General features: G+C 66.8%; 17 protein-coding genes. 8 read left to right on the top strand and 9 right to left on the bottom strand.

Features of this window, described 5'->3' with window-relative positions; genetic code table 11:
* Positions 1 to 171: 171 nt before the first annotated feature.
* Both KW076_RS08935 and KW076_RS08930 read right to left on the bottom strand, forming a co-directional pair.
* Positions 172 to 672, bottom strand: coding sequence for a helix-turn-helix domain-containing protein (locus KW076_RS08935; RefSeq protein ID WP_224355018.1), 501 nt, complete (start codon positions 670 to 672; stop codon positions 172 to 174).
* 50 nt (positions 673 to 722) lie between these two features.
* Positions 723 to 1,640, bottom strand: a complete 918-nt coding sequence (locus KW076_RS08930) for a DMT family transporter (protein ID WP_224355017.1) — start codon at positions 1,638 to 1,640, stop codon at positions 723 to 725.
* Positions 1,641 to 1,718: 78 nt separating this feature from the next.
* On the opposite strand from KW076_RS08930, the gene KW076_RS08925 reads away from it, so the two are divergent.
* Positions 1,719 to 2,639: a LysR family transcriptional regulator gene (locus tag KW076_RS08925; protein ID WP_224355016.1), complete on the top strand. Its 921-nt coding sequence runs from the start codon at positions 1,719 to 1,721 to the stop codon at positions 2,637 to 2,639.
* On the opposite strand, the gene KW076_RS08920 is transcribed toward KW076_RS08925, so the two are convergent.
* The 4 genes from KW076_RS08920 to erm form a co-directional block, all read right to left on the bottom strand.
* The gene (locus KW076_RS08920; RefSeq protein WP_224355015.1) at positions 2,585 to 3,808 is read right to left on the bottom strand and encodes an MFS transporter; all 1,224 of its coding nucleotides are present in this window, start codon (positions 3,806 to 3,808) and stop codon (positions 2,585 to 2,587) included. The genes KW076_RS08925 and KW076_RS08920 overlap by 55 nt on opposite strands.
* Positions 3,805 to 4,686: an NAD(P)-dependent oxidoreductase gene (locus tag KW076_RS08915; protein ID WP_491562377.1), complete on the bottom strand. Its 882-nt coding sequence runs from the start codon at positions 4,684 to 4,686 to the stop codon at positions 3,805 to 3,807. Before KW076_RS08915 ends, KW076_RS08920 begins: the two co-directional genes overlap by 4 nt.
* A 426-nt stretch (positions 4,687 to 5,112) precedes the next feature.
* Positions 5,113 to 5,550: a helix-turn-helix transcriptional regulator gene (locus KW076_RS12645; protein WP_224355014.1), complete on the bottom strand. Its 438-nt coding sequence runs from the start codon at positions 5,548 to 5,550 to the stop codon at positions 5,113 to 5,115.
* Positions 5,547 to 6,365: a 23S ribosomal RNA methyltransferase Erm gene (gene erm / locus KW076_RS08905; protein WP_224355013.1), complete on the bottom strand. Its 819-nt coding sequence runs from the start codon at positions 6,363 to 6,365 to the stop codon at positions 5,547 to 5,549. The genes KW076_RS12645 and erm overlap by 4 nt, the downstream gene beginning before the upstream one ends.
* Positions 6,366 to 6,750: 385 nt before the next feature.
* Between erm and mobF the strand changes: the two genes are divergently transcribed.
* Complete coding sequence (gene mobF / locus KW076_RS08900; protein WP_224356820.1) at positions 6,751 to 10,281, top strand: MobF family relaxase; 3,531 nt, start codon at positions 6,751 to 6,753, stop codon at positions 10,279 to 10,281.
* A gap of 72 nt (positions 10,282 to 10,353) precedes the next feature.
* Here the strand turns inward: mobF and KW076_RS08895 are convergent, their stop codons facing one another.
* Both KW076_RS08895 and KW076_RS08890 read right to left on the bottom strand, forming a co-directional pair.
* Positions 10,354 to 11,349: a DNA-processing protein DprA gene (locus KW076_RS08895; RefSeq protein ID WP_224355012.1), complete on the bottom strand. Its 996-nt coding sequence runs from the start codon at positions 11,347 to 11,349 to the stop codon at positions 10,354 to 10,356.
* Between the two features lie 68 nt (positions 11,350 to 11,417).
* Positions 11,418 to 11,762, bottom strand: coding sequence for a sulfate permease (locus tag KW076_RS08890; RefSeq protein ID WP_224355011.1), 345 nt, complete (start codon positions 11,760 to 11,762; stop codon positions 11,418 to 11,420).
* Positions 11,763 to 12,197: 435 nt separating this feature from the next.
* Between KW076_RS08890 and KW076_RS08885 the strand changes: the two genes are divergently transcribed.
* Positions 12,198 to 13,079, top strand: a complete 882-nt coding sequence (locus KW076_RS08885; protein WP_224355010.1) for a DNA adenine methylase — start codon at positions 12,198 to 12,200, stop codon at positions 13,077 to 13,079.
* 18 nt (positions 13,080 to 13,097) lie between these two features.
* On the opposite strand, the gene KW076_RS08880 is transcribed toward KW076_RS08885, so the two are convergent.
* A complete protein-coding gene (locus tag KW076_RS08880) occupies positions 13,098 to 14,600 on the bottom strand; it encodes a hypothetical protein (protein WP_224355009.1) in 1,503 nt (500 codons plus the stop codon).
* A 725-nt stretch (positions 14,601 to 15,325) separates the two neighbouring features.
* Between KW076_RS08880 and KW076_RS08875 the strand changes: the two genes are divergently transcribed.
* From KW076_RS08875 to KW076_RS08855, 5 genes are all read left to right on the top strand, one after another.
* Positions 15,326 to 16,591 (top strand): aminotransferase class V-fold PLP-dependent enzyme, encoded by a 1,266-nt coding sequence (locus tag KW076_RS08875; protein WP_224355008.1) that lies wholly within the window; start codon positions 15,326 to 15,328, stop codon positions 16,589 to 16,591.
* Positions 16,588 to 17,043: a Fe-S cluster assembly sulfur transfer protein SufU gene (sufU, locus tag KW076_RS08870; RefSeq protein WP_224355007.1), complete on the top strand. Its 456-nt coding sequence runs from the start codon at positions 16,588 to 16,590 to the stop codon at positions 17,041 to 17,043. The genes KW076_RS08875 and sufU overlap by 4 nt, the downstream gene beginning before the upstream one ends.
* Positions 17,044 to 17,134: 91 nt before the next feature.
* Positions 17,135 to 18,211 (top strand): Ig-like domain-containing protein, encoded by a 1,077-nt coding sequence (locus KW076_RS08865; protein WP_224355006.1) that lies wholly within the window; start codon positions 17,135 to 17,137, stop codon positions 18,209 to 18,211.
* Positions 18,212 to 18,502: 291 nt separating this feature from the next.
* Positions 18,503 to 19,573: a hypothetical protein gene (locus KW076_RS08860; protein ID WP_224355005.1), complete on the top strand. Its 1,071-nt coding sequence runs from the start codon at positions 18,503 to 18,505 to the stop codon at positions 19,571 to 19,573.
* A 92-nt stretch (positions 19,574 to 19,665) separates the two neighbouring features.
* The gene (locus KW076_RS08855) at positions 19,666 to 20,598 is read left to right on the top strand and encodes a class F sortase (protein ID WP_224355004.1); all 933 of its coding nucleotides are present in this window, start codon (positions 19,666 to 19,668) and stop codon (positions 20,596 to 20,598) included.
* The last annotated feature ends 33 nt before the right edge of the window (positions 20,599 to 20,631 follow it).

The following is a 20,631-nucleotide window of genomic DNA, read 5'->3' as shown; positions in this document are numbered from 1 at the left end:
CCTGCCCACCGGGTCGAAGAACCGACCCGGTGACCATCAGGTACGCCGGAACCACCAGCACTAGAAGACGGACAACAAGGAACCCCTACAGTGACCGCCAGGAACCCAACGAACCCGACGTGTCACACCGTGACTAGCAGCAGAAACAGATTCCTGTCAGGTGGAACGACCTCAAATGATCAGATCGCCCATGGCATTGCGATGATCTCCGACCTCAACGCGTGTGTCATCAGGTGGGATGGGTTGGCCGCACCACAAGCAGTGCCGCTCTTGGACCTCGCGTTGCCTGAAACGATATTGGCTAGGGGTGAACCCCGTAAACCGCTTGAATTGATCTGAAGCGTGGCCCCGGTCTCGCCAACCGACCTGCCGAGCAATTTCCAGGATCGACAGGGAGGTTTCTCGTAGCAGGCGAGCCATCTCCTGAACGCGCTCCCGTGCGAGCCATGAGATCGGCGCAAGTCCGATCTCCTCTGTGAACAGCCTCATCAGGTGTGAGCCCGACACATGCGCGATCCGAGCCAACTCGGCGATCGACCATTGATGCCCGAGGTCTTGCCGCATCGTATCGATCGCTGCCCACACTTCACGCCGCATCGGTACTGCCATGAATGCGCTGGAATTTGAGCTGGGGCTCTTCCGCTCGATTCGAACATCGGTGTCACTGGACATGAGGCCTCCGGGCGCGTCAGCGTTCGGCACAGCCTGGTGTTGCAACCCGTTCATGGGAGGACTCGTCGTCTCGCTCGCGGCGAAAGCTGGCCTGCGATCAGGGCGGTCAAAGCGGTTGCGAAACCGCACAGCTGAATGATGTTGAGAGCTTCGCCCGCGACAAGAGATCCCAAGGCTGCCGCTGTGAGAGGTGAGAGCAGGCCGAGCAAGGCGGTCGGGGTGACGGAGAGCCTGCGGATTCCGGCGAACCAGATCGTGTAGGCCATCAGGGCTCCGATGAGCCCGAGCCACGCGTACCCAGCAACGGCGCGCGAGTCGATGCCGTTTGGAATGCCGTCCACGACCAGTGTAGGCAACGCCAAGAAGAGTCCACCACCTGTGAGTTGCCAACCCGCGAACGCGACAGCACCCACCCCCTGTGGTTGCCGCCATTTCTTGGACAGGACGACTCCGGACCCCATCGACACCGCGCCGCCAAGACCGGCCATGAGCCCAATTGGATCGAGGGAAGCACCTGGGCCCAAGACGACCATTCCGACCCCCAGCAGCCCAACAACAGCCCACGAAAGTCGCCACGATGTCAACCTCTCGTGGAGGATGGCAGACGCGAGAAGAGCCACCACAATCGGCTGGGCTGCCCCTAGCGTTGCAGCCACACCGCCAGGGAGCCGTTGCGCTGCAACGAAGAGAAGTGGGAAGAAGACCCCCATGTTGAGGGTTCCCAGCACGAAGCTCTTCCACCACCACTCACCGTGGGGCAATTTCCGAGCGATCATGACTGCGATAAGCCCGGCTGGCAAGGTACGCATGAATGCCGCGAAGAGTGGATGCCCCGATGGCAGCAAATGGGTTGTGACGATGTAGGTGGTGCCCCACACGACGGGCGCAATTGCTGTGAGCGCGATCCACCCTGACGGTGTTCCAGGTGGTTCGGTCGTGGCTGCGGGCGCCTGGGAGGCACTCGACATGGGCATCTACTCTCCCGACACTGTCAGTGATCTTGCTGCATACTTGGGAGATGAGGGATGCAGGTGCATCATGGGTCTATGGAACTGCAGCAGTTGCGATACGTGGTCGCGGTCGCTGAGGAGCGGAGCTTCACTCGGGCCGCGGAACGCTGCTTTGTGGTGCAATCGGCGCTCAGTCATCAGATCAAGGCGTTGGAACGAGAGATCGGAATCCAACTGTTTGCCCGCACGTCGCGGCGAGTGGAGCCCACTCCGTCGGGTGTGGTGTTTGTCGAGGCCGCTCGCCAGAGTTTGGCTGCGGCCGACCGTGCGATTGCCGAGGCTGCGGCCGCCACGGGAGATATTCGTGGCACGCTCAGCCTCGGAGTGATCCCCACCGTGACCGCGGTCGATGTGCCGTCTCTCTTGGCGCGCTATCACAAGGCGCACCCTGAGGTCCGCATCTCCCTGCGCACTGGGGGTAGCGAGCAGTTCCTGGCTGACATTCATGCCGGCCGCCTTGATGCCGCTTTCCTGGGCCTGCCCGAGTGCACCCCACCAACGGAGGTGGCGACCGAGGAGCTCTCCCGTGAGTGTCTGGTTGCAGTGCTTCCTGCTTCGCATCGGTTGGCGCGGCGGCCCCACGTGACTCTTGAGGAGATCGCCGGCGAACGGTTCGTTGATTTCACCAGTGGCACCGCAGGTCGAGCTCAATCTGACCTGGCATTTCAAGCCGCCAATCTTCAGCGAGACGTGGCTTTCGAAGCGATGACCGTGGATCTCATCCTCGGGCTGATTCGCCACGGACTCGCCGTCGCCTTGCTCTCCGCGCATGTGGTCCCCGACGGTGATGATCTGATTTCCGTGGAGGTTCGCGACGCCCCTCGCCGGGTGGAGTACCTCGCGTGGAACGACTTCAACCCCAGCCCTGCCACCAAGGCCTTTCTCGCCTTCGCCACCTCTCATCATGCCGAGCACTCCGATGGCGCAACAACAGACTCGTCAGTCTCGTCCTTGTGACGGTGGCCCGCTGGGAAGGCCGCGCGAGCGAGAACAATCATGCCCACGGCTACCAAGCAGAGCACAGCCGAGGTGGTCGCAATGCCAGCCGTACCGCTTGATGCCAGCAGCATGCCTCCCATAAATCCACCACCAGCGACAGCGAGATTGAACACGGTGACGAACACCGACTGTGCCGCGTCTGTGTGCTCTCCCGCCCGATCAGCGAGAGCCGTCTGCAGCAGTACAGGAGCGCCACCAAAACTCAACCCCCATGCGACAACCGACGCGACGGCCAGCGCAATCCCGACCTGAGGCAGTAGCCACACTGTCGTGGCCAGGCACATGGCCGTCACGCAAATCGCGGACACAAGACGCAGCGCTCGATCGATCACCATGCCGACCAAGCTGATGCCAATCATGGAAGCGACACCAAACAGCCCCAACCCCACGTCGAGGCGCAGGTCAGTGCGGTTCAGCAACGGAGCTGCGTAGGTGTACAGCATGTTGTGGGCCAAGATCCAACAGCCGGTCACGGCGAAAATGAGTCGAACGCCAGGCAACATGACCACGCGCCGCAGAGGCTCTCGTTGCCGCCGAGGCGAGCCCTCCACGTTCTGAACGGCCGCAGCGATCCACACAGCAAGGCCACCAGCAGCGACTGAGATGGCGACAAAGACCCAACGCCAGTCCATGACCGAAGCCGCAAAGGAGCCCAGCGGTACCCCACCAGCCAGTGCGATGGGCTGACCCAAGCCAGTGACGGCCAAGGCGCGGCCCTGCAACTGGGGAGCAACCAAACTCCGGGCAAACCCAGCCAGGACTCCCCACACCAGCGCCGCGGCCGCACCTGCCACGAACCGCGCCGCGAGGATCACGGGCAGCCACGGCGCGGCGGCAGTCACGAGGTTGAACGCGCCCAGCGTGGCGACCGCTGCCAGCAACACCTTCTTGCGGTTCACCGTCTGTGTTGCTGCCACCAGTGGGATCGCTGCGACAACCGATCCCATGGCGTACAGCGTCACCAGTTGACCCGCAGCAGACTCGGTGACGCCGAGCCCGCGAGATAGCTCCGGAAGCAGGCCAGCCGGAATCGTCTCGGTGAAGATGGCCAGGAATCCCGACGCGGACAAGGCAAGCAGCGCGCCCCAGGGGAGCCGCGGACGCGGTGCATTCGAGACCGCGCTCATGCGCCCTCGCCTCCGTTGCGGTGACGCTGCATCTCTCCAAGGACTGCCCAGTCGCGCGACTCGTGCCCTGCAGCCAACGCCTCGCGAAGCAACCCAGAGAGCAAGTCGCCGAAGGGGAGCCGAAGGCCCTCAGCAGCGGCCTGGCTGCGGGCGAGGTCCACGTCCTTGCGGCCAAGGATCGGGGTAAACCGTGCGGGCTCGTAACGCGACTCCGCAATCATTGCCCCGTACATGGAGTACACGGGCCCCGGCGTGATCGTTGACGTAAAAACTTCCACCGCCCGGTTCACATCGCCGCCAGACCGCTCCACGACGCTGACCGCCTCCGACATCGCCTGAATCGCCGAGGCGATGAGGATCTGTCCGGCGACCTTCAGCACGTTCGCCTGCGCCGGGTCCTCTCCCACCGGCCACAAGGCGGCGCTGAACGCGTCCAGATAGGGGCGAACACGCTCCACCACCTCAGTTTGACCAGCCGTGACGATGTTGAGGCGTCCCGCCTGAGCAACAGGCACACCGCCGAACATGGGGGCTGCCACATACCCCACGCCCGCACCGGTATGCCGTCCGGCTGCCTCCGAGGCGAGCGACGGGCTGATGGTAGCCAGGTTCACATGGACCGATCCCTGGTTCATCACTTCCAGGGCGGGAGAGTCGAGGAACACCTCGCGAACGGCCGCGTCATCAGCTAGCACGGACAACACCACTGGCGACCCGAATCCCTCATCCGGTCCAGGCGCGGCAATAGCCCCCAAACCAGCGAGGGCCTCGGAACGAGCGGGGTTCCGATTCCACACCCCGACTTCAAACCCAGCCTTCAACAAGTTCTCTGCGATCGGAGCTCCCATCGCACCTGTTCCCACGATCGTGACGTCCACGCCTGCAACCTTCCGTTCGAGTAGTGGTTTTCGAGGCACGGTCCCCGCCCCGCACGTACGGGGGAGCGTTCCTCCCGTATCAACCCTGCAGGGAAGCCATTCGTGAGTCCAACGCATCTTTGTCATAGCATCAATGAACAGTAAGCATGAATGGATCCTGCGTGGTGGGGCGGCCCCGCTAGAGGCCTGTTAGGTCCGACTCCCGCAACAGGCGAGCCATCTCCCGCACCCGCAACCGAGCCAGCAACGCGATTGGAGGGACGCCGAACTGCTCCACGAACAGGCCCCCGAGCCGTGACCGCGACAGGTGTGCATCTCGTGCGAGTTCGGCCAAGGTCCACCGGTGAGCGAGGTCAGCCCGCATCCGGATGACCGTGTCACGGATCTCTGTCCTGGCAGGGCCGAGGCCAGAGCGCTCTGTGGCCGTCATCGGGGCAGCTCGTTTCGCTGGCCACAGCACGGGCATCTCAAGCTTGCTCGTTGGGTCGCGGTGCGTCGATACGCGGATGGGCTGACCCCGACGATGGCGGTGAACTGTCGTGCGGCGTGGCCGCGGCTGCGCCACCCGACCTGTGCCATGGCGACACCGATCGGAAGATCAGTCTCTATCAGGAGCTCGGCCAGTCTGTGGGCGCGAACGTGAGCCAGGTACTGGATGGGAGGCATCCCGAAGCGTTGGCTGAAGGCCCTGCCCAGTTGTGACGTTGACAGGTGCACGAGGTCGGCAAGGTCACGAAGCCGCCAATCCCGTCCGGGGTCTTGAGCGAGGAGCCGTGCTGCATGGTGTGCGGCTGTCTCGGTCGGGCACGCATGGCTGGGTGTGGTCTCGTCCGGGCAGACTCGCCACGAGGGTTCGGTACTCATCGCCGCCGCCTTCCTGAGGACGACTGCGTGCGGCGGGGCGGTGGCGAGGAGCCCGTGGTCTTGAACAAGTCCACCCATGCCTCGACGGGCAAGTCTCTCGGCAGTCCGGCAGCGTTCACGCCCTGGCGTGTCAGCCACGCCTGTGCCGCCTGTGGAGAGCCGAGTGTGGTGGTGCGTGCGAGGATCTGGGCGAGCCCACGTCCGGGACCGGTGTAGACGCGGTGGACCAGGGCGTGGAACTGGCGTCGCCGCGCCGGGGGCAGTAGCGGGTGTTCGCGGCGGTGGATGGTGATGATTCCGCCGTCGACGCCCGGACGTGGGGTGAACGCGTGAGCGGGAACACGACTGTGCAACGTGAAGGTGAACCAGGGCGCCCATTGCGCGGTCATCATCGTGGCACCGCCGACGCCTGCTCTGCGCCGCGCAACTTCCCATTGCACGAGCACGATGGCATCGGTCCATGCCGGGGCGTGCAGGATGCGTCGCAGCATTGCCGTGGTCTGGTGAAACGGCAGGTTGCCGACGAGCACATGCGCCGATGTTGGAAGCCGGTAGTCCAGGAAGTCGTCGGCGACGACCTCCACGTGCGACGGGAGCCGTTGGGTCAAGCGTCGGGCGAGCCGGGTGTCGATCTCGACGGCGGTCACCGGTCGCCCGAGCTTGGCCAGCGGGGTGGTGAGTGCTCCGTCACCGGGGCCGATCTCGATGATCGGTGCCTCGGTGGCAGCCACGAGCCGTGTGAGCGTGGCAATGGTGGATGGGTCAGTCAGGAAGTTCTGGCCGTGCTCATGACGGCCACCTCGATAGGTAGGCACTGTTTGCTCCGTGGTTGTTGCGGAGCCGGGCACGCTGAAAGAGCCGCCCGGCCGTGATCACCGGGACGGGAGCAACAACCTGTGGAGGGTGCTCGCCGCTGTTAGCGGCTGCGCAGACGCAGCGAAGCAGTGCCGTAAACCAACATGCCAACCAGCGTAGGCGACCCCCGCCACTCGGCGACCCAATAACCCGTCCATGCGTCAAAGACGCGCAGATCCGTATCGCCACAGGCCAGAACTGACTTGCAGGCCGTCCGTGCCCGACGAACCTCCACCTCCGTGAGTGACCCCATAGAGCTGCCACGCGTCTTGCAGATCGAGGTTGGGAGGCTGCCGGCTCACCTGTGTGACGAGCAGGTAAGGGGTGGTTTGGGTGACGGTGTCGATGCGGGTGATGTCGGCCGGCGATGGCTACAAGTACCTGCTGCGCACCGTGGCGGCTGGCGATGGTGACCGGTCGCTGTCGACTCCGTTGACCCGCTACTACGCCGAGGCGGGCACCCCGCCCGGACGCTGGCTCGGCTCCGGCGTCACCGCTCTGGGTAATGGCGAAATCGCCCCCGGCGCCCAGGTCTCAGAGGCACAGCTCCAGTTGCTGGTGGGGATGGGGCGGGACCCGATCACCGGTGTGCCGTTGGGGCGGGCGTATCCGGTGTACAGCTCGACGGCGGATCGGGTTGCGGACCGTGTCAACCAACTGGACCCGGCGCTGGGGGCGGTGGAGCGGGGTCGGAGGGTTGCGCAGATTGAGGCGGAGGAGGCTGCGCGGGGGTCGCGGCGTGCGGTGGCGGGGTTTGATTTCACGTTCAGTGTGCCGAAATCGGCGTCGGTGTTATGGGCGGTTGCGGACGCGGGGACGCAGGCGTTGATTGCGCAAGCCCATCATGAGGCGGTTGCGGCCGTGGTTGCGTTCATGGAGCGCGAGGTTGCAGCCACCCGCACGGGCGCAACTGCTGGCGATGGCGCGGTTGCACAGGTCGACGTCACCGGTTTGATCGCAACGGCGTTCGATCACTTCGACTCCCGCGCCGGGGACCCGCACTTGCACACGCATGTGGTGATCAGCAACAAGGCCCGCACGGTGTTGGATGGGAAGTGGCGGAGTCTGGATGGGCGTCCGATGCATGCCGCAGTGGTCGCGTTGTCGGAGCTGCACGAGGCCGTGTTCGCCGACCACATGACCCGCACCCTCGGCGTGAGCTGGGAGCCGCGGGAGATGGGCCGGGACCGGAACCCGTCCTGGGCGATCACCGACGTCCCCGAGGAGTTGGCAGCGGAGTTCTCCACGCGGGCGCGGCAGATCGAGGTGGAGAAGGACCGGCTGGTGGCCGAGTACGTGGCCACCCACGGACGGCAGCCATCCGATGCCACCGTGATCCGGTTGCGCGCCCAGGCCACGCTCGGAACCCGTCCGGACAAGCAGCTCCGATCCTTGGCGGAGCTGACCGCCGAGTGGCGCACCCGCGCCAGCCAGCAGCTCGGCGTGGACGCAACCGTGTGGGCGCGCACCATCACGGTCGGGGAGCGGCAGATGCTGTTGCGGGCTGATGATGTGCCGTTGGATCTGATCGGGCAGGTCGGGCGGTCGGTGGTCGAGGTGGTCGGTGAGAAGCGTTCGACGTGGCGGCGCTGGAACCTGATGGCCGAAGCCGCCCGCCAAACGATGGGGTGGCGGTTCGCCACCGTCGAGGACCGCGAAGCCATCACCGCCATGGTCGCCGACGCCGCCGAACACGCGTCCCTGCGCCTGACCCCACCCGAGCTGACCACGAGCCCGGTGGAGTTCCGTCGCCTGGACGGCACCAGCGTGTTTCGTCCGAAGCACTCCACGGTGTTCTCCTCCGACACCCTCCTGGCCGCCGAAGACCGCCTCCTGCAACGGACCCGGGCCACCACCGGGCAGAGTGTCGACCTCGCCACCGTCGAGGCCATCACCGGTCGCCCTGACGCGGAGGGGCGGGTGCTCGGTCGTGACCAGGCTGCAGCTTTGGCGTCGGTTGCGGTGTCGGGCCGGGTCGTGGATGTATTGGTGGGGCCGGCCGGAGCCGGGAAGACAACGGCCATGAACGCTCTCCGCCGGGCATGGGAGACCGAGCATGGTGCCGGCTCGGTAGTAGGACTGGCCCCGTCGGCGGTGGCGGCGCAGGTGCTGGCCGACGATCTGAGGATCGCCACCGAGAACACGGCGAAGTGGTGGACCACCCACCAACACACCGGCGCCACCTTCCATGCCGGTCAGCTCGTCATCATCGACGAAGCCTCCCTCGCCGGCACCCTGTCCTTGGACCGGATCACGCAGGCAGCGGAGGAGGCGGGGGCGAAGGTCCTGCTCGTCGGTGACTACGCCCAGCTCCAGTCCGTCGATGCCGGTGGTGCGTTCAGCCTGTTGATCCACGACCGCGACGATGCCCCCGAGCTGGTCGACGTTCACCGCTTCACCCACGACTGGGAGAAGACCGCGTCCCTGGAGCTGCGGCACGGCCGCGCACCAGTCATCGACACCTACCTGGCACACGATCGCATCCATGATGGTGACGCCGAGGCCATGACCGATGCCGCCTACACCGCCTGGCGCCACGACCGCCAGGCGGGGTTGGTGTCGGTGCTGATCGCCGAAACCCGCGAGAACGTCACCGCCCTCAACGTCCGCGCCCGCGCCGACCTCATCCTTGACGGCACGCTGAAGCCCGGCCCCGAAATCACCCTGTCCGACGGATCAGCAGCGGGCGTGGGGGACACGATCATCACCCGCCGCAACGACCGGCGGCTGCGGAACCGGCACGGCTGGGTCCGCAACGGCCAAACCTGGACCATCACCGCCGTGCATGACGACGGGTCCATCACGATCCGCCCACCCGGGACCCGGTTCGGCAACAGCATCGTCCTGCCCGCAGACTACGTGGCCGAGCACGTCGACCTCGGCTACGCCGTCACCGCACACCGCGCCCAAGGCATCACCACCGACACCGCCCACGTCCTCGTCGAACCCACCACCACCAGGGAGAACCTGTATGTCGCCATGACCCGCGGACGGGAATCAAACAAGGCCTACGTCATCCTCGACCGTCCCGACGATCACGCCACGGCGCATCCGGGCGACAGTCCCGACGCCACCGCCCGCACGGTCCTCTACGGCGTGCTCCAACACAGCGGTGCTGAACTGTCGGCGCACGAGACCATCACTGCCGAGCAGGACCGGTGGGGCTCGATCGCTCAACTCGCCGCCGAATACGAAACCATCGCCGCCGCAGCCCAACACGACCGCTGGACCACCCTGGTCCGCGGCTCCGGGCTCACCGGCGATCAAGCCCAAGCCGTCATCGACTCCGACGCCTTCAGCGCCCTGACTGCGGAACTGCGCCGGGCCGAAGCCAACCACCACAACGTCGACACCCTCCTACCACGCCTCATCCGAGCGCGCGGGTTCGCCGACGCCGACGACATCGCCTCCGTCATCCACCACCGCCTCGCCAACGCCACCACCCGCCCCGCAGGCTCCGGCCGCACCCGACAGGCACCGCGCCTTATCGCTGGGCTCATTCCGGAAGCCACCGGCCCCATGACCCCCGATATGCAGCAAGCCCTGACCGAACGCCGACACCTCATCGAAACCCGAGCAGAAGCCGTCCTCGACACAGCCCTCCACACCCACGAACCATGGGTTACAGCCCTCGGTCCGATACCCACCAGTGGGCGGGAGCGGCAGCAGTGGCGACGCCGCGCTGTAGTGGTGGCCGCCTACCGAGACCGTTACCAGATCACCGACCCCACCCCGCTCGGCGCCCAGCCCGAAGACACGGCGCAGAGGATCGACCGTGCCCGGGCCGAAACAGCGGTCCGGACGCTGACTCGCCCGACCATGGAGGACGAGCGTGGACGTCCCGCTGCCCAGGCGACGCGGCACCTCGACCTGTAATGACGGGCGCAAAGAAGGGGTCTCGCACCGTCCGCAGGGATGGTGCGAGACCCCATGAGTCTGCCGACCGGGCTACAGAGATCGTTCCGGCGGTCCAGCCGCCGGCGCCGTGTGCCGCGTGAAGTCGGCTGACAGCCCCGGGCGATGGGTCGCGCGGTTGGCGGTGAGTTCTTCGACGTCGGCAGCGGAGGTGACCAGGCGTGCGTGGCCGGCACGGAGCAGCTCATGTGGACCATGACTGGTGACGCTGGTGACCGGCCCCGGCACTGCACCGACTTGGCGTCCGAGCTGGTGGGCTTCGGCTGCCACGCCTATTGCCCCCGACCGTGCGCCGGCCTCCACGACTACCGTCGCGGCTGACATGGCTCCCAGCAGTCGGGAGCGGGCCAGGAATCGGTGCCGCGTCGGCACTGATCCGGGAGGAAGCTCGCTGACCAGTGCACCCACATCACCCACCCGGTCTAGCAAGTCACGATTCCCGCTCGGGTAGGGGCGGTCCACACCACCTGCGAGCACTGCGATCGTGTCCCCACCGGCCGCCAACGCCGCACGGTGCACAGCTGACTCGACACCATAAGCGCCCCCAGCCACCAGTACGCGCTCCCTGTTCGCGAGGTCGCCCGCCAGCTCGGCGGCGACATACTCCCCATACGCAGAGGCCGCCCGAGACCCCGTAACCGTCACCAAGTCCTGCATTGGCCGCGCCAAGAACGACGCTGCGCCCCGCACGAACAGAACATATGGGGCACGCTCGCCGAGATCATCCAGGGCCCGAGGCCACTGCGCATCCCCCGGAATCAGAATGACGATCCCGCTCTCCTCAAGCACGCGCAGCCGCTGATCCAGCCCATCCAGCCTGCCCTGTGACGTGAGACGGTCACGCCACACCTGACCATCAACCCGACCCAACCCAGGCACAGTCGTGTCGGTGTCGAGCAACCCGAGCGTCTCAACCGCACCCAGGCGACGCAGCAGCCCGCCCGTGACGGGATCATCCGGCTCCGCCAACAGCGCCAGCACCACCCGGGCACGCCGTTCATCAACACCAAGACCAGCGACACCAGACATGACGGCCCCTCCTCGAACAGACTTCGCCGAGAAGGTGCGCCACACAGCCCGTGAGCCACGCGCGGCTGTCAAACCGTGGGCGCTGGCGAACGTGACAGCAGGCGCCGGTCGCGACGCTCAACCGTGCGGGCTCGCACCAAAAGCACCACGCTCACCGGGCCCGTGACCAGGAACTTGAACGCGTTCCAGATAAACAGCAGCACCAGTAAGTGGAACCAACCCGGCGCACCGCGGTCGATGAGAATCGTCAGGATGTTCGCGACCGCGAGGTACGGGATGGTCAGCAACATCGCAGGTACGCCCCACTTCAGCCCCCGCCGCGTGCGGAGCTTGCCCAACACGATGTTGGTCGGCATGTAGCGGTGCAGGAGGTCACGCGTGTGGATGCTGGCGATCCAGATCAGGCGGAACATGAGCACAGTCCTCTCCTCGTCATCGGCGACAAGGAAACAAGAGGACCACTCAAGCCGAAGCCATCAGGTCAACCACCGCATCCAACGGTGGGCCACGCAGGTAGAGGCCGCCGTTTACGAGGCTACCCCCTGCGCGGGTGCAATGGAAGCGGGTGCGGCTGTACAACACGCCGCTGATGAGTCCACCTCAGCCGGCAGTAACGGTTATACTTGTTACATGGCTCGACCCGAATCACTATCTGACGATGCGTTGGCTGCGCAGATTCGGCGACTGCGACATGAACAGATGCGACGTGCCGGCAAGACGCACAGGTGTGCCCGTTGCGGTTCGCTGTTCGTTGCCCGGGCAGATGCGCGGTACTGCTCAGGCGCATGCCGCGTCGCCACGTTTCGTGCCAAGCCATCGAGCGACTCCGGTCGAGAAGGTGGTGCACGATGACGGCGCTCGTGATGGACTCGCCGCTCCAGGTGCGAGCTAGTGGGCGAAATGCGGCCTTCAGTCCACTGCGCTATCCGGGTGGCAAGGCTGCGTTGGCCAACTTCTTTGGTGACGTCATCGAGCGGCTCGGCATCAGCAACGCCCGCTATGTGGAGCCTTACGCTGGCGGTGTGGGGGCGGGAATCGCGTTGCTCAGACAAGATCGAGTGCAAGAGCTCGTCATCAACGACATTGACCCGGCCGTGCACTCATTCTGGAGAGCCGTTGTTGAGTATCCCGACAAGTTTGCTGACCTAGTCGTCAATACGCCACTCAATGTGGATGAGTGGCGCAATCAGAAACATGTGTATCGGGAAGCCAATGAGAGCAACTATCTCGCGTTAGGATTCGCTTTCTTCTATCTTAATAGAACAAATAGATCGGGAATTCTCAATGCTGGCCCCATTGGAGGCATGGATCAATCGGGGAACTACAAGATCGACGCGCGGTACAACCGGCAGCAGTTGGCGGAGAGAATCTCTCGCATTGGAGAACTCTCCTCTAGGATTACGGTGATAAGTCTTGATGGTGCTTCGGTTGCGCGGCAATACGCGGGGGATCCTTCTTCGTTCACCTACATCGACCCGCCGTATGTGGAAGCGGGGGGAAGTCTCTACCTGAACTCATTCACTTATCGGGATCATGCCCAGCTTGCAAAGAGCCTGGATCGGTGTCCAGACGGAAACTGGATTGTCACATACGATCCTTCGGACTTTATACGGCGCATCTACGCCAAACATGATGTGCGAGAGTATGAGTTGAACTACAGTGCAAATCGGACCGGGAAAGCGCGCGAGCTTCTTATTGCTTCAAGGCCGGTTGCCCGGGTGCTCGCCTGAGTCCCTCGATCGCAGGCATTACGACTGCTTCTTAGTCCCCACGATCTCTTTGAGAATCGGCTGAATCCTGTCCCACGCTGCATGGACATCGGGGCCGACTGCAAAGTGGTCTAATTCGTGGTTGCTAGCATTTAGGGAAGGTGTTGTCCCTGCGTACTGCTCGGCAGTGAGCCTGCCTTTGCGGTTGATTGAATTGATCAGGGCTGTCATTTTTGGATTGCCCTGGAACTCGCGCGCCAGTTCCCCTATGCATGCTCCAATGGTCTTGCCCGGCGGCAGGGGTTGACCTTTGGATTGGAAATAGTCTTTGATTGAGCACTCCAGAACTGTACGCAGCAAATCGTGGGTGGCGTTGGGGAAATCGCGTACGTCCAGCCGTCTCAACTCTTCGAAACGCCTCCGCATGCCGGGAGAGGTTCCTTGGTACTCAAAGCCTTCCATGTTCAGCCGAGACTTTGTATCTCCCCGGTTAGGGCCGCGTGAGGCTGTCGCGTCTCCGCTCGTGGAAGCTTCATCCGTCTCACTGGTACCACGGTGTCGGCCTTCATCGCGGGAGATATCATCCGGGGCTGCGCTGTTCCTCTCGCCGCTGGCCTCACCTGGCTCGCCGTCTTGGTTGTTGGTGTGATCCTTGGTGGCTCCCTCATCCTCGGTTGAGGCTTCCAAGGGCGTGCCTTCCACTATCCCGCGAAGTAGCTTGGAAAATTCTTCATGCTCCGTGGCGTTCTTAGCGATAAGTTCTGGTGACCGTGTGTTTAGCGACTTGTCCTTGAATCGTCCTAGGAGATAGATAAGTCCACGACGCTGCCCATCGCTGATGTCCTTACTGACAAGAAGCCCGTCCTTAGTGAATTCAAGGCCAAGGGCAGAATGGAGCTTTTTCGGGGTGTAGGCGTACTCGAATGTGGTCATCTTGAGTTCGCTGTTCATTACGAAGTCCCGCAGGCTGGAGTCATCGTATTTGAGGCGACGAATTACTTCGCGCATTTCGCCCATGCGAATTTTCTTTGGAATTGTTGAGGCTTCAGATGGGTATCGAACCCTCAGATCGTCGACGGTCACTTCGTCAGAAAGTTGGGCATGGTAGAAGATGGCCTGCTGTTCTCGAATCCAGGACTTCTTAGGCTGACCTGTGTGGAGGCGCGCGAGCAACGGCTGGGCAGCCTCCCATGTCGGCGCAATCATCACGCGAATAGAAGTCGGGGAGTCGTGGTCGGGGTACCGGGCCTTCATGCGCTCAACTCGCAGTGACATGGGATTTCCCAGGAGCTTGGGATTTGCGATGATCTTCAAGGCGGTTGTCCTGCGGTTGCCTTCCGCGACGATGAACTTATCCGCGTCGCGGACCACGACCGGGATCTCGTTATCTAGATACCCATCGCGCAGGATATCCCGCATTAGATCGAAGAGGTCCTCCGCCTCGACCATGTACTTCGCGATGGCTTGTTCTGCGTGCTCGTCGTCCGCATGCGCAAGGCCGTCACCTCGCCCTGCCCGAACTCGAACATTGCGAGGGTCCAAGACTAGACTCGATAGCTCAGCCATCTCGATTGGCCATTGTGTTACCGCCATGGCATGCCCTCCTGGTCATGGCTCTGATGGCGCTCGCCCCAGTGCTCGGCATAATCCTAGGCGCAGATGGCTCCTGGGCTGTGGTACGCAGTCCGCCCTTCCGTGTTCGCGTCGCTCCTGACTCCATCAAGCTGGCGACGCGCTCGAGCATGAGCGTGCTGGTACGCGCGCGTTCGAGACGCTCCCATGCGCCTCTCGCATCAGGACGCCGGCCTTCCGTAGATGCTTACGGACTGTTGCCGTCGTGTAGCCGAACTTGTCGCCCACGCGCGCCAGTGAAGCCCCTTGCTCATACATGGCACACATCAGCCGAATCTCGCTGCTGGACGGTGAGTGGTTACGGAGAACGACACCGCGTTCCCGAAGGAGACGAGCGAGCCGCTCGTGTCCAAGACCAACCTGTCGGGCCACGGTCTTCAGAGACCCGCCTGCAGCGTAAGCGGCTTCCGCTCGCTGGAGGAGGTCTTCGGATGCTCGCGGCGCCTGCTGTGGGTGGCGCGTCCGGCGGTGCGTCCTGTGCCGCCCAGCGCGGATCAACTGGTGTGCTCGCACCATCCGAACCAACGGCGGGGCAAGTTTCGACAAGCCTCCCGCTAGGTCCACGAGCATGAAGGCCCGGTCCGCACGGACCGGGCCTTCGTCGTCACCCGCCGAAGCACGGAAGGACAGTGACCATGGCCCTGGACGTCGCCGCCGTCCGGCAGGACTTCCCGATCCTGCGCAGCACCCTCGCGGACGGCCGTCCGCTCGTCTACCTCGACTCCGGCGCCACGAGCCAGCGGCCGCGGCAGGTGATCGAGGCCGAGGTCGAGTTCCTGACCATCTCCAATGCCGCCGTGAAGCGCGGGGCCCACCAGCTGGCCGAGGCGGCCACGGACCGCTACGAGTCCGCCCGGGAGACCGTCGCCGCGTTCGTCGGCGCCACGGATCCTCGCGAGCTGGTGTTCACGCGGAACGCCACGGAGGCCCTCAACCTCGTGGCCTATGCCCTCGGCAACGGCGACGACGCCACGCCCGAGCACCTGCGCGTGCGGGCGGGCGACGAGATCCTCGTGACGGAGATGGAGCACCACGCGAACCTGGTGCCGTGGCAGGAGCTCGCCCGCCGCACCGGCGCGACGCTCCGCCACATCCCGCTGGGCGAGGACTTCGCCCTCGACCTCGTGGACCTCGGCTCCCTCGTGACCGAGCGGACCAAGGTCGTGGCGTTCACCCACCAGTCCAACGTCACCGGCACGGTGAATCCCGTGGCCACGCTGGGGGAGGCCGCCCGGGCCGTCGGGGCGCTGACGGTGCTGGACGCCTGCCAGTCCGTGCCCCACATGCCGGTGGACGTGGCCGCCCTGGGCGTCGACTTCCTCGCGTTCTCGGGCCACAAGATGCTCGGCCCCACGGGCATCGGGGCGCTCTGGGGACGCTACGAGCTCCTCGCCGAGCTGCCCCCGTTCCTGCTGGGCGGCTCGATGATCGAGGTGGTCCACCTGGACCGCTCGACCTACGCGGAGCCTCCCGCGCGGTTCGAGGCCGGCACCCCGCCGATCTCCCAGGCCGTGGGCCTGGCCGCCGCCTGCGACTACCTCTCCGCCCTCGGCATGGACGCGGTGGCCGAGCACGAGCACGCGCTGACCGCCCGTGCGCTGGAGCACCTGGCCGGCATGGACCGCGTGCGGGTCATCGGCGCCCCGGCCGGCCCCGAGCGCTCAGGGGCGGTGAGCTTCGCCGTGGAGGGGATCCACCCGCACGACGTGGGCCAGGTCCTGGACTCCCTGGGGGTGCAGGTCCGCGTGGGGCACCACTGCGCGTGGCCGCTGCACCGGCGCTACGGGGTGCCGGGCACGACCCGGGCCAGCTTCAGCGTGTACTCCACCCTGGACGAGGTGGACGCGTTCGCGGACGGCCTCGCCCAGACCCTCGCCTTCTTCCAGGGATTCGGCCGATGAACCTCACCAGCCTCTACACCGACCTGGTCTTCGACCACGATCGTCATCCGCGGCATGCGGGGCTGCGCGAGCCCTTCGACGCCGAGGTGCATCACGTGAACCCCACCTGCGGGGACGAGGTCACGCTGCGCGTCCGCCTGACGGGGGAGGGCCCCGACGTCGTCGTGGAGGACGTCTCCTACGAGGCCGCCGGGTGCGCGATGAGCCGGGCCAGCGCCTCGATCATGGCCGAGCTCCTGCACGGGCGGCCGGAGGCCGAGGCCCAGGCGGTCTGGGACCACTTCGACCACGTCATGCACCAGCGCGGCAAGGAAGCCGGGGACGAGGAGCTGATCGGCGACGGCGTCGCCCTCGTGGGGGCCGCGAAGTTCCCCGGCCGGGTCAAGTGCGTGCTGTTGCCCTGGAAGGCCTGGCAGGCGGCGTTCGCACAGGCGCGGGCCGCCCGCCGCTGACCTGCCCGTCCGGGGCGTCCAGGGCGGGGGGGAGGGTCTGGTCTGCACGGCGGTGGACCAGTAGATTCACAGCTGTGACCCGGCTGACACCGTGTCGGCCCGTCGCGTCGTCATCGCCCTGCGCGGCGCGCGGACGCGCCCCGCCCCCATCACGGAGGACACCTTGAAGAAGACCACTCCCCGCCTGGCCGCCGCGGCGGCCGGCGTCGCCCTCATCACCGGCCTCGGTGCCGCCCCCGCCTCGGCCGCCACCTGGACCAGCGCCCACGGCGTGCCCTCGGGCCTGTTCGACACCTCGCTCACCTCCGAGGGCCTGCTCGGCTTCTCTCTGGTGGACAACTTCACCGCCGACCAGGTGAAGGTCGTCGTCACCGCCGCGGACGGCACTCAGACGCCCGTCCCGTTCGAGTTCTATGGGGAGAGCGACGGCGGCGTCGTGCTCCTCGAGGACGTGCGGGCCGCCGCCGGCGGCGCCGACCAGCCGTACACCCTCACCGTCGACGCCGCCGGCCAGGAGGCCTTCGGCCTGACCTACACCCCCGGAGCCGGCTACGAGGACGTCGACGCCGAGGACTTCGTGGCGTTCGAGGACTGGGCCACCGTGTCCACCCGCAGCGTCCCCGTTGACGTCGACGGCTGGCTCTACGAGCCGCTCGCCGTGGACGAGGCCGGCAACGCCGCCTCCGGCGTCGCCGCCGTGGTGACCGTCCAGCCGCAGCACGGCACCGTGACCGTGGGCTCGGGCGCCTACCTGTACACCCCCGCCGAGGGCTTCGAGGGCCTGGACACGTTCACCGTGGTGCTCACCTCCGACGGCATCAAGCGCACCGTGGAGTACTCCGCCTACGTCCAGGACATCGAGGGCGAGCAGGGCACGGCCCCGTCCGTCGACGCACCGGTGGCCCCGGCCGAGCCCGTCGAGGAGCCCGCCCCCACCGAGGAGCCCGCTCCCACGGACCCCTCCGACGAGCCGACCCCCTCGACCACGGCCCCCTCCACCCCGGCCGAGACCGGTGAGGAGACGGCCCCCACGACGCCGGCCGACGGCCACGAGGTGCCCGGCAAGGTCCAGACCGGCGGCGAGCCCGCCTGGTGGCTGGCCGGCGCCGCCGCCCTGGGTGCCGGCGCGCTGGTCGTCGCCCGTCGTCGCCTCGGCCTGACCCGCTGACACCCCCCTCGGCCCGCGGGCCGACGGCCGCGCTCCGCGGTCGCACGACGGGGCCGGCCCCTCCGGGGGTCGGCCTCGTCGGCGTCCTGGCCCCGCTCCGGGGCGCGGAGGAGGAGCGGCCCGCCCACCGGTCACGGCGCGGTCACAGGGGGGCTACGGTTCCGCGTCGATGCGCGGCCCCCCTGGATCGCGCTCCCGCACCCGTGACACGGTGGCCGTGTCCCCGGCCACCGACCCCCGCGCCGGCCCCCGGGGACTTCCTTCCACAGCTCAGCGACAGGAGCTCGCACCATGTTCGTCACCCGCCCCTCCTGCGCCCCCCGCCTCGCCGCCGCCGTCCTCGCCTCCGGCCTGGCCGCCGCCGCCCTGGCTGCCCCGGCCTCCGCCGAGCAGGCCTACGACTGGACCGATGACCACGGCTACCCGCACGGCCTCTTCTTCGGCATGGACCCCGAGTCTGTCGACGAGGCGACCTTCCAGACCTTCTACGGCTTCGACCCCGCCGACCTGACGGTGACCGTCTCCCCCTCTGACGCCGAGGGCACGCCGACCGGCCCGGCTGCGGCGGTCCCCTTCACCGCGGTCGACGTCCTCGACGGCGGCACGATCGACGTCCTGGAGACCCGCCGGGTCCTGGGCGAGGCCGGCACCGGCACCGTCGCCTACCACGTGTTCTCGGGCGACCAGAAGGAGCTCGACATGGCGCTCGTCGTCGGCCCCGACGCCGACCTCGCCGACGCCACGGGCGGCGCGCTCGTCGCCGCTCCCGGCCCGGTGCGTGCCGTGCTCGGGGACATGCCGCTGTCGTGGAGCGCCGACGTCGTCATGGCCCCCGGCGTGCGGGCGATGGAGGTCCGCTACCCGGTGGACCCCGCCCTCTTCGACGACGTGCACCCGATGGTCATGACGGAGGCCGCCCATGGCACGGTGGTCACCTTCCGCGACCGCGAGGACCTGTCCGTGCGCACCTGGTACGTGCCCGACGCCGGCTTCACCGGCACGGACACCTTCTCCCTGGATCTCACCAGCGACCACGTGGCCCACCTGCCCACCGTGACGGTCCACGTCGGCCAGGAGCTCCCCGCGGCCGCGGCGGGTGCCCCCGACGCCCAGGACGGCGTCCTCGGCGGCATGCCCCTGGACGTCGAGGACCCCGCGATCGCCGCCATGCTCCAGCAGATGGGAGCGCTGCCCCCGGCCCCGGAGGCCACCGTCCCGGAGACGACCGTCTCGGCCGAGCAGCACACCAGGCCCGGCAAGGTCCAGACCGGCGGCGAGCCCATCTGGTGGCTGGCCAGTGCGGCCGTCCTCGGCGCCGGGGCCCTCGTGGCCGCGCGTCGCCGCCCGGGCATGGCAGGCTGACCGTCGAGTCCATCGTCGAGCGGGGGCGGGCCGGAGACGGTCCGCCCCCGGTCGGCGCCTGAGCACGGGTCCGAGGACCCAGGAGGGAAGCCATGAGCACCACCGTCAAGCGCGCCGTCTGGGCGCTGCTCCTGCTGATCTGCCTCGGCGTGGGCGCCTTCGCCCTCCGCGGGATGTTCGCCTTCGGGGACGTGCCGATCAGCGCCGCGCCCACGGTCTCCGCCCGCGCCTCGACGGCGTCCTCCACCCCCTCCGCCGCCACGGGATCCCCCTCCTCGACATCCGCTTCCGCGTCGGCCGGCCCATCCGTGCCCGCGGCCACCTCAGCGTCCTCGGCCGCGGCGTCGACGACCACGCCGGCGTCGCCGACGTCCTCGACGACCACGCCGGCGTCGCCGACGTCCTCGACCACGCCCGCGTCGACCGAGGCGGCCGCTCCCGCCGTGGGGGCCGCGTCCTCGACCGCCACGGCGTCGTCGTCCGCGACCCCGACGGGCACGGACTCCCGCATGACGAAGCCGGCCGCCTCCTGGGAGCGCATCACGGCGGCCCCGGTCCACATCGACGTCTACGCGGACGGGGAGCAGGTCGTCGGCGCGCCGGTGGAGCTCGTCCAGACGCGGGACGACGGGGAGCTCAACCCCGACCCGCAGATGGCCGGCTGGTACGGGCCGCCACAGTGGACGACCACCCCCGGCGAGCGCTCGGCGCACCCGGGAGTGATCGCCGGGCACGTCATCCACTCCGGGCTGAAGGACGTGTTCTGGAACCTCCAGACCCTCAAGGCCGGGTCGATCGTCGTGATCACGTACGACGACGGCACGCAGGCCGAGTTCCGCACGGACTTCGACGTGCGCTCCATGGACAAGGACGACCTGACGCAGAGCCCGGACTACGCCTGGGCGTGGGAGCTGCCCGAGGCGGGCAACAAGGTCACGCTGATCACGTGCGACCTGGTGGACGGGTCCGGGATGACCGGCTGGTCGACGAACAACTGGGTCACGCAGGCCACCCGCATCGGCTGAAGGGTTCGCGTGCCGCGCGCCGTTTCCCAGGCG

Source organism: Micrococcus porci, assembly GCF_020097155.1.
Lineage (GTDB): Bacteria > Actinomycetota > Actinomycetes > Actinomycetales > Micrococcaceae > Micrococcus > Micrococcus porci.
Note: the sequence above shows the minus strand (reverse complement) of the source record. Positions and strands in the feature narration are given on the sequence as shown.

Excerpts from the sequence above, each read along its gene's own strand:
- KW076_RS08930 (WP_224355017.1), bottom strand. The coding sequence starts at position 1,640 with ATGTCGAGTGCCTCCCAGGCGCCCGCAGCCACGACCGAACCACCTGGA.
- KW076_RS08920 (WP_224355015.1), bottom strand. The coding sequence starts at position 3,808 with ATGAGCGCGGTCTCGAATGCACCGCGTCCGCGGCTCCCCTGGGGCGCG.
- KW076_RS08890 (WP_224355011.1), bottom strand. The coding sequence starts at position 11,762 with ATGTTCCGCCTGATCTGGATCGCCAGCATCCACACGCGTGACCTCCTG.
- mobF (WP_224356820.1), top strand. The coding sequence starts at position 6,751 with ATGCGGGTGATGTCGGCCGGCGATGGCTACAAGTACCTGCTGCGCACC.
- KW076_RS08855 (WP_224355004.1), top strand. The coding sequence starts at position 19,666 with ATGAGCACCACCGTCAAGCGCGCCGTCTGGGCGCTGCTCCTGCTGATC.
- KW076_RS08935 (WP_224355018.1), bottom strand. The coding sequence starts at position 672 with ATGTCCAGTGACACCGATGTTCGAATCGAGCGGAAGAGCCCCAGCTCA.
- sufU (WP_224355007.1), top strand. The coding sequence starts at position 16,588 with ATGAACCTCACCAGCCTCTACACCGACCTGGTCTTCGACCACGATCGT.
- KW076_RS12645 (WP_224355014.1), bottom strand. The coding sequence starts at position 5,550 with ATGAGTACCGAACCCTCGTGGCGAGTCTGCCCGGACGAGACCACACCC.
- KW076_RS08895 (WP_224355012.1), bottom strand. The coding sequence starts at position 11,349 with ATGTCTGGTGTCGCTGGTCTTGGTGTTGATGAACGGCGTGCCCGGGTG.
- KW076_RS08860 (WP_224355005.1), top strand. The coding sequence starts at position 18,503 with ATGTTCGTCACCCGCCCCTCCTGCGCCCCCCGCCTCGCCGCCGCCGTC.
- KW076_RS08875 (WP_224355008.1), top strand. The coding sequence starts at position 15,326 with ATGGCCCTGGACGTCGCCGCCGTCCGGCAGGACTTCCCGATCCTGCGC.
- KW076_RS08885 (WP_224355010.1), top strand. The coding sequence starts at position 12,198 with ATGACGGCGCTCGTGATGGACTCGCCGCTCCAGGTGCGAGCTAGTGGG.
- KW076_RS08925 (WP_224355016.1), top strand. The coding sequence starts at position 1,719 with ATGGAACTGCAGCAGTTGCGATACGTGGTCGCGGTCGCTGAGGAGCGG.